The sequence below is a fragment of the Nonomuraea sp. LPB2021202275-12-8 genome (genome assembly GCF_037044575.1).
Taxonomy (GTDB): domain Bacteria; phylum Actinomycetota; class Actinomycetes; order Streptosporangiales; family Streptosporangiaceae; genus Nonomuraea.
The window spans coordinates 69,581-82,473 of the sequence record NZ_JBAHWD010000011.1 but is presented as its reverse complement, the minus strand read 5'-3'; the positions used below and the strand labels follow the sequence as shown (position 1 = coordinate 82,473).

Genomic DNA, 12,893 nt, shown 5'->3' with positions numbered 1-12,893 from the left:
CGCCCGCCGAACCGATGACCCACCGGCAGATCCTCGAAGCGCTGAGCGGCCTGCTGCTGGTCCTGTTCGTCGCGATGATCAGCGGCACGATCGTGTCGGTCGCGCTGCCGCAGATCATCGGCGCCCTGAACGGCACGCAGTCCCAATACACCTGGGTGGTCACCGCCTCGCTGCTGGCCGCCACCGCCTCCACGCCGATCTGGGGCAGGCTGGCCGACCTCTTCAGCAAGAAGCTGCTGCTCCAGATCGCCATCGTGATCTTCATGGTGGCCTCGCTGGCCTGCGGCTTCGCCCAGAACACCGGACAGCTCATCGCCTTCCGCGCCCTGCAGGGACTGGGCATGGGCGCCCTGCAGGTCCTCGTGCAGGTGGTGATCGCCGCGATGATCAGCCCGAAGGAGCGCGGCCGCTACAACGGCTTCCTCGGTGCCGTCATGGCCGTGGCCACCGTCGCGGGCCCGCTGCTCGGCGGGCTCATCGCCGACACCTCCTGGCTCGGCTGGCGCTGGTGCTTCTTCATTGCGGTGCCGTTCACCGTGGCCGCCTTCGCGCTGCTGCACAAGACGCTGCACGTCACCACCGTCCGCCGGGCCGACGTCAAGATCGACTACGCGGGCGCGACCCTGATCGCCGCCGGCGTCAGCGTGCTGCTCATCTGGGTCACCTTCGTCGGCAACTCCTTCGACTGGCTCTCCTGGCAGACGGCCGCCATGGCCGGCGGCGGCGCCGCCATCCTGGCGCTGGCCACCGTGGTGGAGGCGCGGGCCGCCCAGCCCGTCGTGCCGCTGCACGTCATCCGCCGCCGCACCCCCGCCCTGGCGATCCTGGCCAGCCTCGCCGTCGGCATGGCCATGTTCGGCGGCTCGGTCTTCCTGGGCCAGTACTTCCAGATCGGCCGCGGCTACAGCCCGACCGAGGCCGGCCTGCTCACCATCCCCATGATGGTCGGAGTGCTGTTCTCCTCGACGATCACCGGGCGCATGGTGTCCAAGAGCGGCAACGTGAAGTCCTACATCGTCACCGGATCGATCGTGCTGACCGTGGGGTTCCTCGTGCTGTCCACGATGGACCACGAGACCTCGCTGCTCCTCATCGCGGCCGCGATGGTGCTGGTCGGCGCCGGAGTCGGCATGTCCATGCAGAACCTCGTGCTCGCCATTCAGAACACCGTTCCGCTGAGCGAGCTCGGCGCGGCCAGCGGCGCGGTCACGTTCTTCCGCTCTCTCGGCGGCACCATCGGCGTCTCCGTCCTCGGCGCCATCCTGGCCAACCAGGTCGCGACCAGCATCACGCAGGGCCTGGCCAAGGCCGGCATCCCCGCCTCGGGAGGCGACGCCGGCGCGAGCCTCAACATCCAGGCGCTGCCCGAGCCGATCCAGGCGATCGTGCGCGCCGCCTACGGCGACGCCACGGGGCACATCTTCCTCGTCTCGGCCGCCATCGCCGCCGCCGGTGTCGTCGCCACCCTCTTCCTCAAGCCCACCAAGCTGCGCGACAGCCTCGACCTGCCGGAGCCCGCGGGCGAGGACAGGGTGCCGTCGGCCTGAGCTCAGCGTCCCCCTTGACCGGGGGCCCGTCCGGCCAGCCAGGCGGCCGCGCAGGTGGCTGCCGCGATGGCCAGCAGCGGCAGGTACGCGACGAGTTTCACCGGCCCTCCGCCTCCAGCCGCGCGCGCTGCGGCCCGACCGTGTGCGCCGGGTCGCGCGAAGAGGCCAGGCCGGCCTCGAAGACGCCGAACCGGGTGCAGAGCGACCCGGCCAGGAGCGCCGCGCCGGCCGCCACCGCGGCGGCCCGGCTGCGGCGGCCCGCCGTCTGGCCGAGCACCGCTCCGCCGAGGGACAGCGCCTGTCCCAGGCGCAGCAGCCGCCCGGAGCGCCCGCGCCGGAGCGGCTCGGCCACCGGCCCGAGGCGACGCTCCATCCGCTTGGCGGCGGCGACCTCGACGGTGACGCCGAGCAGGGCGGCGCGGCGGGCCGGCCCGGCCTCGGCGAGCGGTGCGGCCAGCAGGCCGAGCCCGCCCGCCGACGCTGCCGCCGAACCGGCGAACAGGAACGGCATCTCCCGGTAGCCGCCGTGCCAGGCAGGCACGGCGGTGTCGGAGACCAGCACGGCGGTGTAGGTGGCGAGCGCCGGGCCGAGCAGCCCGGCCCCGAGGGTGGCCGCCCGGCCCGCGCGCGGGAACAGGCCGGTGACGGCCGTCGCCGCGGCCAGCCCGGCCTGCGGCCCGTAGCCCGTCAGGATCCAGGTGCCGACATTCATCGGCGAGGTCACCTTGAACACCCGCAACATGTGGTGGAAGCGCTCCGGCCGCCCCAGATCGTGGATGAGCGCGTACAGCGACCCGCTCACCGCGGCGAGGGCCGCTACCTTGCCCGCCCGCGCCAGGCGGGGGCGGCCGGTGAGCTCGGCCGCGGCGGCCAGCGTGGAGGATGCGCCCGCCAGGCCGCCGAGGAAGAGGTAGCCGGCGATGTCCGGCGCCTGCCAGGTGGGCTCCTTGATCACCGGGAGTCCGTAGTAGGAGCGGAAGTCCGCCTTCGGCACCATGCGCCGCTCACCCCGGCGCCCCGGCGCACCTGCCGGGCGGTCACGGCGGCCGGCCGAGCCCGGCGTGGCCTCCCGGTCCGGCCGCAGCGCGGGATCGGAGTCCATCCGGACATCGGTCTGGCTGGACTGATCCGTCATGAGCGCCCCTTCCAGCACACCGCCGCGAGGCCGGCGAGCAGTCCGGCCGCGGCGAGCGCCGCATGCCTCCACATCGAGGGCAGGTCCCTGGTGGTCACCACCGGGTCCGGTGGCAGGCCGTACACCTCGGGCTCGTCGAGCAGCAGGAAGAAGGCGCCGGCACCGCCCACCCCGTCGTCGGGGTCGTGGCCGTACAGCCGGGCCGACGTGGTACCCGCCTGGTGCAGCTGCTCCAGCCGGTGCTCCGCCCGCTCGCGCAGCTCGGCCAGGTCGCCGAACTGGATGGAGTCGGTCGGGCAGGTCTTGGCGCAGGCCGGCTCCTGACCGGCCCCGAGCCGGTCGTAGCACATCGTGCACTTCCACACCCGCCCGTCGTCCTCGCGCTTGCCGATGACCCCGTACGGGCAGGCCGGGACGCAGTAGCCGCAGCCGTTGCAGACGTCGTCCTGCACCACCACGGTGCCGAACTCGGTGCGGAACAGCGCCCCGGTCGGGCACACGTCCAGGCAGGCGGCGTGCGTGCAGTGCTTGCACACATCAGAGGCCATCAGCCAGCGGAAGTCCGGCTCCCTGGGCTCGCCGGCGAGCTCGGCGGCGGTCGCCAGGCCCGTCTCCTGGCAGCCCAGCCGGCGCGGCTGCTCGATGAAGGCGACGTGCCGCCAGGTGCTCGCGCCGAGCCCCACGGTGTTGTCGTAGGACATCCCGGTGAAGTTCAGGCCGTCCTCGGGGACCGCGTTCCACTCCTTGCACGCCACCTCGCACGCCTTGCAGCCGATGCAGACGCTGGTGTCGGTGAAGAAGCCGACGCGCCCTTCGGCGGCGGGTTCCTCCAGCAGAGCCATCGGCTCACACCTCCGTTCCGGTGCGTTCGGTGATGCCGGCCCGCCGGCGGTAGTGCAGGACCAGCTCAGGCAGGGCGGCCCCGCGCGGGCGGCGGCCGGGGCGGATGTCCGCAGACAGCGCCTTGACCTCCTGGATGAGCGAGCTCGGGTCCAGCGCGATCGACGACAGCTCGTTGGCCGCGTCGCCCCTGGCCAGGCCGTTGGGCCCGAAGTGGAACGGCAGCCCGATCTGGTGCACCGCCTGCCCGTCGGCGCGCAGCGGCGCCATCCGCTCGGTGACCAGCACCCTGGCCTCGATGGCGTTGCGGGCGGTGATGATCGTCGCCCAGCCGCCGTGCGAGAGCCCGCGCTCGGCCGCGAGCTCGGGCGACACCTCGCAGAACATCTCCGGCTGCAGCTCGGCCAGATACGGGGTGTGGCGGCTCATCCCGCCGGCGGTGAAGTGCTCGGTCAGTCGGTAGGTGGTGACGGTGTACGGGTAGACCGACGCGCCGGGCTCGTCACCACTGGGGTGGTAGCGGTTGAGCTCGTGCGGATAGAGCTTGCGCGCCGGGTTGCGCTGCCGCCCGTACAGCGCGTTGGCCACGGGGGAGTCCTGAGGCTCGTAGTGGGCGGGCAGCGGGCCGTCGAGCACCCCGGCGGGAGCGAACAGCCAGCCCTTGCCGTCGCCCTGCATGATGAACGGGTCGATGCCCGACAGCGCCGCCACGCCGGTGGCGCCCCCGGAGGGTCTGTAACCGGGCGACTTGCCCGCCTCGAAGTCCGGCACGTCGAAGCCCGTCCACGTGCCGGCGGCCTCGTCCCACCAGACGAGCCTCTTGCGCTCGCTCCACGGGCTTCCGTCGGGCCGGGCGGACGCGCGGTTGTAGAGCAGGCGCCGGTTGGCCGGCCACGCCCACGCCCACTCGGCGGCGATCCAGTCCTGCTCCCGGCCGGGCTTGCGCCGCGCGGCCTGGTTGACGCCGTCGGCGTAGACGCCGCAGTAGATCCAGCAGCCGCAGGAGGTGGAGCCGTCGTCCCTGAGCTCGGTGTAGGCCGACAGCGGCCGGCCGGCGGCGTCGTGGCCGCTGATCTCGGCGAGCACCGCCTCGGCGACCGGCTCCGCGATCTCGCCCTCGGTGGGGTAGTCCCAGGTCAGGTCGAGCACGGGGGCGTCCATGGGGTCGTCGGACCCGGCGAGCTTCTGCCGGATGATCCGCCCCAGGTGGTACATGAACCACAGGTCGCTGCGCCGGTCGCCGGAGGGCTGGACGGCCTTGTGGTGCCACTGCAGCAGCCGGTTGGTGTTGGTGAAGCTGCCGTCCTTCTCCGTGTGAGACGCGGCGGGGAAGAAGAACACCTCGGTCGCGATGTCCTCGGTGGACAGCTCGCCGGTCTCGATCTCCGGGCCGTCCTGCCACCAGGTGGCGCTCTCGATCAGGTTGAAGTCGCGCACCACCAGCCAGTCGAGCTCGGCCATGCCGAGCCGCTGCATCCTGGCGTTCGCCGACCCGACGGCCGGGTTCTCGCCCATCAGCAGATAGCCCTTGCAGGTGCCCTCCAGCTGCGCCAGCACGGTGTCATAGGTGTTGTGGCTGCCGGTCAGCCGGGGCAGGTAGCCGAAGCGGAAGTCGTTGTCCGGCACGGCCGCGGGGCCCCACCAGGCTTTCAGCAGGCTGACCAGGTAGGCGGGCAGCTCGGCCCAGTAGCCCTTGGTGACGGCGTCGGTGCGCAGGAAATCGGCCAGCCTCTCGTCCTCGTGCGCGTACGGCATCGGGATGTAGCCGGGCAGCAGGTTGAACAGCGTCGGGATGTCGCTGGAGCCCTGGATGCTGGCGTGCCCGCGCAGCGCCTGGATGCCGCCGCCCGGCCTGCCGATGTTGCCGAGCAGCAGTTGCAGGATGCTCGCCGCGCGGATGAACTGGGAGCCGTCGCTGTGTTGCGTCCAGCCGACCGCGTAGACGAACGCCGAGGTGCGCTCGGGGCCCGAGTTCTCCGTCAGATGGCGGCACACCTGCGCGAACGCGTCGCGCGGGATGCCGCACACCCGCTCCACCATCTCGGGCGTGTAGCGCGCGTAGTGGCGACGCAGGATCTGCATCACGCACCGCGGGTGCTGCAGCGTCTCGTCGCGGGCCGGGTCGCCGTGCAGGGTGACGCCGCCCGCTCCGTGCATCTCGCTGCGCCCCGGCGGCCCCTCGGCGGTGTCCCTGCCGTCGTGGGCGCCCGACGCCGAGTGCACCGGCATGCCCTCGTACTGCCAGGTGCGGAAGTCGTAGAGCCGGGTCTCGGGGTCGAAGCCGGAGAACAGCCCGTCCAGGTCCTCGGTGCCGCGGTATTCCTCGCCGACGATGGTGGCCGCGTTGGTGTAGGCGGTCACGTAGTCGCGGAAGTAGAGCTCCTCGCTCAGCACGTGGTTGATCAGGCCGCCGAGGAAGGCCACGTCGGTCCCGGCGCGCAGCGGCACGTGCAGGTCGGCCATGGCGCTGGTGCGGGTGAAACGCGGATCCACGTGGATCACCACCGCGCCGCGCGCCTTGGCCTCCATCACCCACTGGAACCCCACCGGATGGGCCTCGGCGAAGTTGGAGCCCTCGATGATCAGGCAGTCCGCGTGCTGCAGGTCCTGCATGAACGTGGTGGAGCCACCGCGCCCGAAGGACGTGCCGAGCCCGACGACGGTCGAGCTGTGGCAGACACGGGCCTGGTTCTCGATCTGCACCACGCCCAGCGCCGTCAGCAGCTTCTTGATCAGGTAGTTCTCCTCGTTGTCCAGGGTGGCGCCGCCGAGTGAGGCGATGCCCATGGTCCTGGCCGTGCGCATGCCGTCGCTCTCCCACTCCCAGGTGGCGCGGCGGGTGGTGATGATCCGGTCGGCCACCATGTCCATCGCCGTGGCCAGGTCGAGCTCCTGCCAGCCGGTGGCGTGCGGCGGCCGGTACAGCACCCGATCCTGGCGGCCGGAGTCCGTGGTGAGCTGGAGGGTGGCGGCGCCCTTCGGGCACAGCCGCCCCCGGCTGATGGGGGAGTCGGGGTCGCCCTCGATCTGGACGACCCGCTCGTCGCTCACGTAGACGTTCTGCCCGCAGCCCACGGCGCAGTACGGGCAGACCGACTTCACCACCCGGTCGGCGCTCGCCGTGCGCGCCCCCAGGGAGGCCGTCCTGGCCGACTCCACCGCGGCCCCCCGGCCGAAGCGATCCTTGCCGGCCAGTTGCCGCAACAGCGGCCAGCCGCGTGGGATATCCATCCTTGTTTCCCCCGATTTCCCCTGGCCGGTCTCCTTCCCGACCGCTCAGAGGGGGAAACCGGGGGCACCGGTCAAGGGAGGTTCAGTCGACCTTCTTCCACTGGGCTATCAGCTCGTCGTAGTCCAGGGTCGCCGGCTTGCCGCGCTCGTCGCCCAGTTTCGGCGCGGGCGCGCCCGGCTGGTCGAACCAGTACTGGGCGTCCCGCTCCTGGTTCAGCTTGGGCGCGCAGGCGCCGCCGTAGCCGCGCCGCTCCAGCCGAGACAGGATGTCGTCCTGCTGCTTGGCCAGGTTGTCCATGGACTGCTGCGCGGTGGTCTCGCCGGTGACGGCGGTGGCCACGTTCTGCCACCACAGCTGCGCCAGCCTCGGATAGTCGGGCACGTTCGTCCCGGTCGGCGTCCACTGCTTGCGCGCCGGGCCGCGGTAGAACTCGATCAGCCCGCCGTACTTGGCGGCGTTGTCGGCGAAGTAGTCGCTGTTGATGTCGGAGTCGCGGATGAACGTCAGACCGGTGATCGACTTCTTCAGCGACACCGTCTTGGAGGTGACGAACTGCGCGTACAGCCACGCCGCCGCCCGCCGCTCCTTCGGCGTGTTCTTCAGCAGCGTCCACGAGCCCGCGTCCTGGTAGCCGAGCTTGTTGCCGTCCTTCCAGTACGTGCCGTGCGGGCTCGGCGCGATGCGCCACTTGGGGGTGCCGTCGCTGTTGACGACCGGCAGCCCTTCCTTGGTCATGTCGGCCGTGAACGACGTGTACCAGAAGATCTGCTGGGCGATGTTGCCCTGCGCCGGGACCGGGCCCGCCTCGCTGAAGTTCATCCCGGCCGCCTCCTTCGGCGCGAACTTCTTCAGCCAGTCCACGTACTTGGTGAGCGCGTACACGGCGGCGGGCCCGTTCGTGTCGCCGCCGCGGGTCACCGACGAGCCGACCGGGCGGCAGTTCTCCACCCTGATGCCCCAGTCGTCCACCGGCAGGCCGTTGGGGATGCCGGGGTCGCCGTTGCCCGCCATCGACAGCCACGAGTCGGTGAAGCGCCAGCCCAGCGACGGGTCCTTGCGCCCGTAGTCCATGTGGCCGTAGACCTTCTTGCCGTCCACGGTGCCGTCGCCGTTCACCTTGTTGGTGAAGAAGTCGGCGATGTCCTCATAAGCGGCCCAGTTGACCGGCACGCCGAGCTCGTACCCGTAGGCGTCCTTGAACTGCTTCTTGACGTCCGGATCGGTGAACCAGTCGTAGCGGAACCAGTAGAGGTTGGCGAACTGCTGGTCGGGAAGCTGGTACAGCTTCTTGTCCGGGCCGGTGGTGAAGCTGATGCCGATGAAGTCGTTCAGGTCCAGCGTGGGCGAGGTGACCGCCTTGCCCTCGCCGGTCATGTAGTCCGACAGCGGCAGCACGTAGTCGCCGCGCGAGTGCGTGCCGATCAGGTCGGAGTCGTTGACGTAGGCGTCGTAGATGTTCTGGTTGCCCTGGATCTGCGTCTGCAGCTTCTCGATCACGTCGCCCTCCTGGATCAGGTCGTGCTTGATCCTGATCCCGGTGATCTCGGTGAACGCCTTGGCGAGCTGCTGCGACTCGTACTCGTGCGTGGTGATCGTCTCCGACACCACGTTGATCTCCATGCCCCGGTACGGCGCGGCCGCCTTCATGAACCAGTCCATCTCGGCGAGCTGCTGATCCTTGGACAGCGTGCTCGGCGTGAACTGGGTGGACACCCATCGCTGGGCGGCCGCCTTGGCGTCGGCCTCCCGGAAGTCGCCGCCGCTCGTGCCGCCGCCCTGTGAGCAGGCGGAGGCCAGCAGGACGAGGGCGGCCAGGCAGACCGCACCCTTCCGGTGCCTCTTGGGGATCTTCCTGTCGAGCTTTAACGGCATAGCCGCCTCCTTCGTCAGCCCCACAACCCGATCGTCAGCGCCACCAGGAACGCGCAGGCCAGTGCCAGCCACATGGACAGGTCGGTGACCGCGATCCATCCGGCGAGTACGACGGCCGCGCTGATGAGGCCGATGTACAGCCGGTCCCCCCGATCGGTCTCGATGCGCAGGAACCCCCGCCGGGCCACCGGCGGGGAGAGCTTGGCCCAGACCGCCATCCCGCACAGCAGCAGCGCCAGGCCGATGAAGACCAGAGCCGTCGGGCCGGTCCAGACCATCCACTCGAACACCGGTCAGACCCTCCCCAGGCTGAAACCCTTGGCGATGTAGTTACGGACGAACCAGATCACGATGGCGCCCGGGACGATCGTCAGCACGCCGGCCGCCGCCAGCAGCCCCCAGTCGACCCCCGCGGCGCTGACCGTGCGCGTCATCGTGGCCGCGATCGGCTTGGCGTTGACCGAGGTGATGGTCCTGGCGATGAGCAGCTCGACCCAGCTGAACATGAAGCAGAAGAACAGGGTGACGCCGATCGCCGAGCGGATCATCGGCAGGAAGATCTTGATGAGGAACCGCGGCAGCGAGTAGCCGTCGATCGCCGCCGTCTCGTCGATCTCGCGGGGGATGCCGGACATGAACCCTTCGAGGATCCACACCGCCAGCGGGACGTTGAACAGCATGTGCGCGATGGCCACGCCCAGGTGCGTGTCGAACAGGCCGACCGCCTGGTAGATCTGGAAGAACGGCAGGAGGAACACCGCCGGCGGCGCCATCCGGTTCGTCAGCAGCCAGAAGAACAGGTGCTTGTCCCCGGCGAAGCGGAACCGGGAGAAGGCGTAGGCGGCGGGCAGCGCCACGACCAGCGACATGACCGCGTTCATGGACGTGTAGATGATCGAGTTCAGATAGCTCGAATACCACACCGGATCCGTGAAGAAGGTGGCGTAGTTGTCGAAGGTCACGCGCTGGGGGATGAGCGAGAAGCTGCCGAGGATGTCCTCGTTGGGCCGGATGGACATGCCGAACATCCACAGCAGCGGCAGCAGGAGCGTGATGCCGTAGAGCCAGAACACCGTGCGCGCCCACGGCAGTGATCTGCCGGCTCTCCCTCTGGCGCTCATCCCGGCCCTCACCTCCCGGTCCTGGTCAGTACGGTGAAGAAGACGTACGACACGATCTGCACGGCCAGGAAGTACAGCAGCGAGAACGCGCCCGCCGGCCCCAGGTCGAACTGCCCGACGGCGATCTTCGACAGCAGGATGCTCAGGAAGGAGGTGGCGTTGCCCGGCCCGCCGCCCGTGACCACGAACGGCTCGGTGTAGATCATGAAGCTGTCCATGAAGCGCAGCAGGATCGCGATCGTCAGCACCCCGCGCAGCCGGGGGAGCTGGATGTGGCGGAAGGTGGACCAGGCGGAGGCGCCGTCGATCTGCGCCGCCTGGAAGTACGGGTCCGGGATCGAGCGGAGCCCGGCGTAGGCGAGCAGCGCCACCAGTGGCGTCCAGTGCCACACGTCCATGGTCAGCACGGTGATCCAGGCGTCGGTGGCGTCCAGGGTGTAGTTGAAGTTGATCCCCAGCACGTTGTTGATCGTCCAGCCGCCGAGCCCGATGTCGGGGCGGGCGAAGATCTGCCAGATGGTGCCCACCACGTTCCACGGGATGAGCAGCGGCAGCGCGACCAGCACCAGGGCCACCGACACCCAGACGCCGCGGCGCGGCATCGACACCGCCAGCGCCACGCCCAGGGGGATCTCCAGCAGCAGCACCTGCGCCGAGAACAGCAGCGTGCGCACGAACGCGGCGCGCACCTCCGGGTCGCGCGAGACGGACCGGAACCATTCCAGCCCGACGAAGAGCCGGTCGTTGGGGCTGAAGATGTCCTGCACGGAGAAGTTCACGACCGTCATCAGCGGGATCACCGCCGTGAACGCGACCGACACGACGACGGGCAGCACCAGGAACCAGGCCCGGTTGTTCCTGCGTTTGGGCTCGGCCCGGCTCTCGGCCGGCTCGACGGCCGCCGTCCGCTCGCTCACGCCTCCCCCCTCCCGTCCAGCGGCTCGATCACGCCGCACCTGACCGCGTCCCTGAACAGGAACGCGCGGCCCTCGGCGAAGCGCAGTGACTGCGAGGCGCCGGGCTCGAAGGCGGCGGAGGCGTCGGTCTTGGCGATCAGCGTGTGCCCGTTCACCCGCGCGTGCACCAGGTTGTAGGCGCCCATCCGGTCCACGCCCGTCACCCGCGCCGCCAGCCCGGCCACGCCGCCGTCGAGCCGTACGAACTCCGGCCGGACCCCGATGCGCACCGGGCCCGGCGGCAGCTCGCCCGCCGCCTCGCCCGCCGCCTTTCCCGCCGCCTGTCCCACTGCCCGCCCCACTGGGGCGTCGCCGACCCTGACCACGCCGTCCACCAGCTCGGCCGGCAGCACGTTCATGCCGGGCGAGCCGATGAAGTGGCCGACGAACTCGTGCGCGGGCGACAGGAACAGCTCGCTCGGCTCGCCCGCCTGCATGATCGCCCCCTGGTTGAGCACGACCACCTCGTCGGCGAAGGTCAGCGCCTCGGTCTGGTCGTGGGTGACGTAGATGAGCGTGTGCCCGGTGTCGCGGTGGATCTCCTTCAGCTTGCTGCGCAGCGTCCACTTCATGGCCGGGTCGACGACGGTGAGCGGCTCGTCCAGCAGCACCGCCGCCACCTGTGAGCGCACCAGCCCGCGCCCCAGGCTGACGATCTGCTGCCGGCCCGGGTCCAGCCGCCGCGACCTGCGCCGCAGGTGCTCCTCCAGGCCCAGCAGCTGCGCCACCCTGCGCACCCGCTGGTCCACCTCCGCGGCGGGATAGCGGCGGTTGCGCAGCGGGAAGGCCAGGTTGTTGTAGACGGACATCTCCTCGTACAGCACCGGAAACTGGAAGACCTGCGCGATGTTGCGTCCCGCGGTCGGCACGCCGGTCACGTCGCGGTCGTCGAACCAGACGCGCCCCACGGTGGGGGAGAGCAGGCCAGAGATGATGTTGAGCAGCGTGGTCTTCCCGCAGCCGCTCGGGCCGAGCAGGGCGTACGCCCTGCCGCTGCGCCACGTCCACGTCATCGGCCGCAGCGCCCACGTCCGGCCGCCGTCGTAGCTGTGTCCCACGCCCTCCAGGCGGATGTCAGCCATGCAGGTCGACCTCCGCCGCCGACGTGGCGAGCAGCCGGCCGCCGACCTCGTCGAACACGAAGACGTGCGTCGGATCCACGAACGCCGTCGCGGGCTCGCCGGGCTCGAAGAGCTGCGTCCCCGGCAGGTGCGCGACCAGGTGCCTGCCGCCGGCCAGCATCAGGTGCAGGAACGTCGAGCTCCCGGTCACCTCCGCGAGCCGGATCTCGGCCGGGAACGCCAGCACGCCCGGCCCACCGCCTTCGATGCTCACCTGGTGCGGGCGTACGCCGAGGATGACGCCGCGTCCGGCCTCATGCGCTCCGGGGGCGGGAAAGGAGGCGCCGAGACAGTCGATCCTGCCGTCATGCACCACGCCGGGCAGCATGTTCAGCGGCGGGTCGCTGAGCGTGGCGGCGACCGCCAGCGTCGGCGGCTCGGCGTACATGCCGGCCACGTCGCCGGTGTGCAGCACCCGGCCCTCGCCCAGCACCACCGCGGGCGCCGCGAAGGACAGCGCCTCGTTCGGGTCGGCCGTGGAGTACAGCACCACGCCCGGCGCCTGGGCGAACATGCTTTTCAGGTCGGCCCGGAGCTGCTCGCGCAGCTTGAAGTCGAGGTTGGCCAGCGGCTCGTCCAGCAGCAGCACGTCCGCGGGCCGGGCCAGCGCCCGCGCGATCGCGGTCCGCTGCTGCTGGCCACCCGACAGCTCTGCGGGCCTGCGCCCGAGCAGCTCGCCGATGCCCATGAGCTCGGCCACCTCGCGCACCCGCCGGTCGACGTCGCCCCTGGGGAAGGAGGAGTCAAGGCGCAGCGGGGAGGCGATGTTCTCGTGGACCGTCAGCGAGGGGTAGTTGATGAACTGCTGGTAGACGAAGGCGACCGAGCGCTTGCGTACCGAGACGGAGGTGACGTCCCGCCCGCCGACCAGCACGCGCCCGCGGTCGGGGGGCAACAGCCCTGCGGCGACCCGCATCAACGTCGTCTTCCCCGCCGCCATCGGCCCGAGAAGCGTCGTCATGCCGCTCGGTAACTCGAGACGGATGTCGTCGAGCCAGATCTCCCCGCGCTGCCGTACGGAGACGCCATCGATGATCAGCGTCACTGTGCCCGGTCCTTCCCGGAGCAT

10 protein-coding genes are annotated in these 12,893 nt (G+C 70.7%); 1 reads left to right on the top strand and 9 read right to left on the bottom strand.

The features are described 5' to 3' along the window. Nucleotides 1-14 precede the first annotated feature (14 nt). Nucleotides 15-1,547 carry an MDR family MFS transporter gene (locus V5E28_RS21770; protein ID WP_336208999.1) on the top strand — a complete coding sequence of 511 codons (1,533 nt, stop codon included), beginning with the start codon at nucleotides 15-17 and terminating at the stop codon, nucleotides 1,545-1,547. A gap of 97 nt (nucleotides 1,548-1,644) precedes the next feature. On the opposite strand, the gene nrfD is transcribed toward V5E28_RS21770, so the two are convergent. The 9 genes from nrfD to V5E28_RS21725 all read right to left on the bottom strand — a co-directional run bounded on the left by nrfD (nucleotide 1,645) and on the right by V5E28_RS21725 (nucleotide 12,869). Then, nucleotides 1,645-2,682 carry an NrfD/PsrC family molybdoenzyme membrane anchor subunit gene (nrfD, locus tag V5E28_RS21765; RefSeq protein ID WP_336208845.1) on the bottom strand — a complete coding sequence of 346 codons (1,038 nt, stop codon included), beginning with the start codon at nucleotides 2,680-2,682 and terminating at the stop codon, nucleotides 1,645-1,647. After that, the gene (locus V5E28_RS21760) at nucleotides 2,679-3,524 is read right to left on the bottom strand and encodes a 4Fe-4S dicluster domain-containing protein (protein WP_336208844.1); all 846 of its coding nucleotides are present in this window, start codon (nucleotides 3,522-3,524) and stop codon (nucleotides 2,679-2,681) included. The genes nrfD and V5E28_RS21760 overlap by 4 nt, the downstream gene beginning before the upstream one ends. A 4-nt stretch (nucleotides 3,525-3,528) precedes the next feature. Further along, entirely contained in the window at nucleotides 3,529-6,753 is a 3,225-nt protein-coding gene (gene fdh / locus V5E28_RS21755; protein WP_336208843.1) for a formate dehydrogenase, read from the bottom strand. Nucleotides 6,754-6,835: 82 nt separating this feature from the next. Next, entirely contained in the window at nucleotides 6,836-8,626 is a 1,791-nt protein-coding gene (locus tag V5E28_RS21750) for an ABC transporter substrate-binding protein (protein WP_336208842.1), read from the bottom strand. Nucleotides 8,627-8,640: 14 nt separating this feature from the next. Then, on the bottom strand, nucleotides 8,641-8,916 hold the full coding sequence (locus V5E28_RS21745; protein ID WP_336208841.1) for a DUF2160 domain-containing protein: 276 nt from the start codon (nucleotides 8,914-8,916) through the stop codon (nucleotides 8,641-8,643). Nucleotides 8,917-8,919: 3 nt separating this feature from the next. Continuing rightward, a complete protein-coding gene (locus V5E28_RS21740) occupies nucleotides 8,920-9,747 on the bottom strand; it encodes a carbohydrate ABC transporter permease (RefSeq protein ID WP_336208839.1) in 828 nt (275 codons plus the stop codon). Between the two features lie 8 nt (nucleotides 9,748-9,755). Next, nucleotides 9,756-10,664, bottom strand: coding sequence for a carbohydrate ABC transporter permease (locus V5E28_RS21735; protein WP_336208838.1), 909 nt, complete (start codon nucleotides 10,662-10,664; stop codon nucleotides 9,756-9,758). Next, nucleotides 10,661-11,785 carry an ABC transporter ATP-binding protein gene (locus V5E28_RS21730; protein WP_336208837.1) on the bottom strand — a complete coding sequence of 375 codons (1,125 nt, stop codon included), beginning with the start codon at nucleotides 11,783-11,785 and terminating at the stop codon, nucleotides 10,661-10,663. The genes V5E28_RS21735 and V5E28_RS21730 overlap by 4 nt, the downstream gene beginning before the upstream one ends. Then, the gene (locus V5E28_RS21725; RefSeq protein ID WP_336208836.1) at nucleotides 11,778-12,869 is read right to left on the bottom strand and encodes an ABC transporter ATP-binding protein; all 1,092 of its coding nucleotides are present in this window, start codon (nucleotides 12,867-12,869) and stop codon (nucleotides 11,778-11,780) included. The genes V5E28_RS21730 and V5E28_RS21725 overlap by 8 nt, the downstream gene beginning before the upstream one ends. Nucleotides 12,870-12,893: the final 24 nt, after the last annotated feature.

Bases quoted from the DNA above. Each gene is read 5' to 3' on its own strand.
- nrfD (WP_336208845.1), bottom strand. From the start codon at position 2,682: ATGACGGATCAGTCCAGCCAGACCGATGTCCGGATGGACTCCGATCCC.
- V5E28_RS21750 (WP_336208842.1), bottom strand. From the start codon at position 8,626: ATGCCGTTAAAGCTCGACAGGAAGATCCCCAAGAGGCACCGGAAGGGT.
- V5E28_RS21740 (WP_336208839.1), bottom strand. From the start codon at position 9,747: ATGAGCGCCAGAGGGAGAGCCGGCAGATCACTGCCGTGGGCGCGCACG.
- V5E28_RS21760 (WP_336208844.1), bottom strand. From the start codon at position 3,524: ATGGCTCTGCTGGAGGAACCCGCCGCCGAAGGGCGCGTCGGCTTCTTC.
- V5E28_RS21730 (WP_336208837.1), bottom strand. From the start codon at position 11,785: ATGGCTGACATCCGCCTGGAGGGCGTGGGACACAGCTACGACGGCGGC.
- fdh (WP_336208843.1), bottom strand. From the start codon at position 6,753: ATGGATATCCCACGCGGCTGGCCGCTGTTGCGGCAACTGGCCGGCAAG.
- V5E28_RS21770 (WP_336208999.1), top strand. From the start codon at position 15: ATGACCCACCGGCAGATCCTCGAAGCGCTGAGCGGCCTGCTGCTGGTC.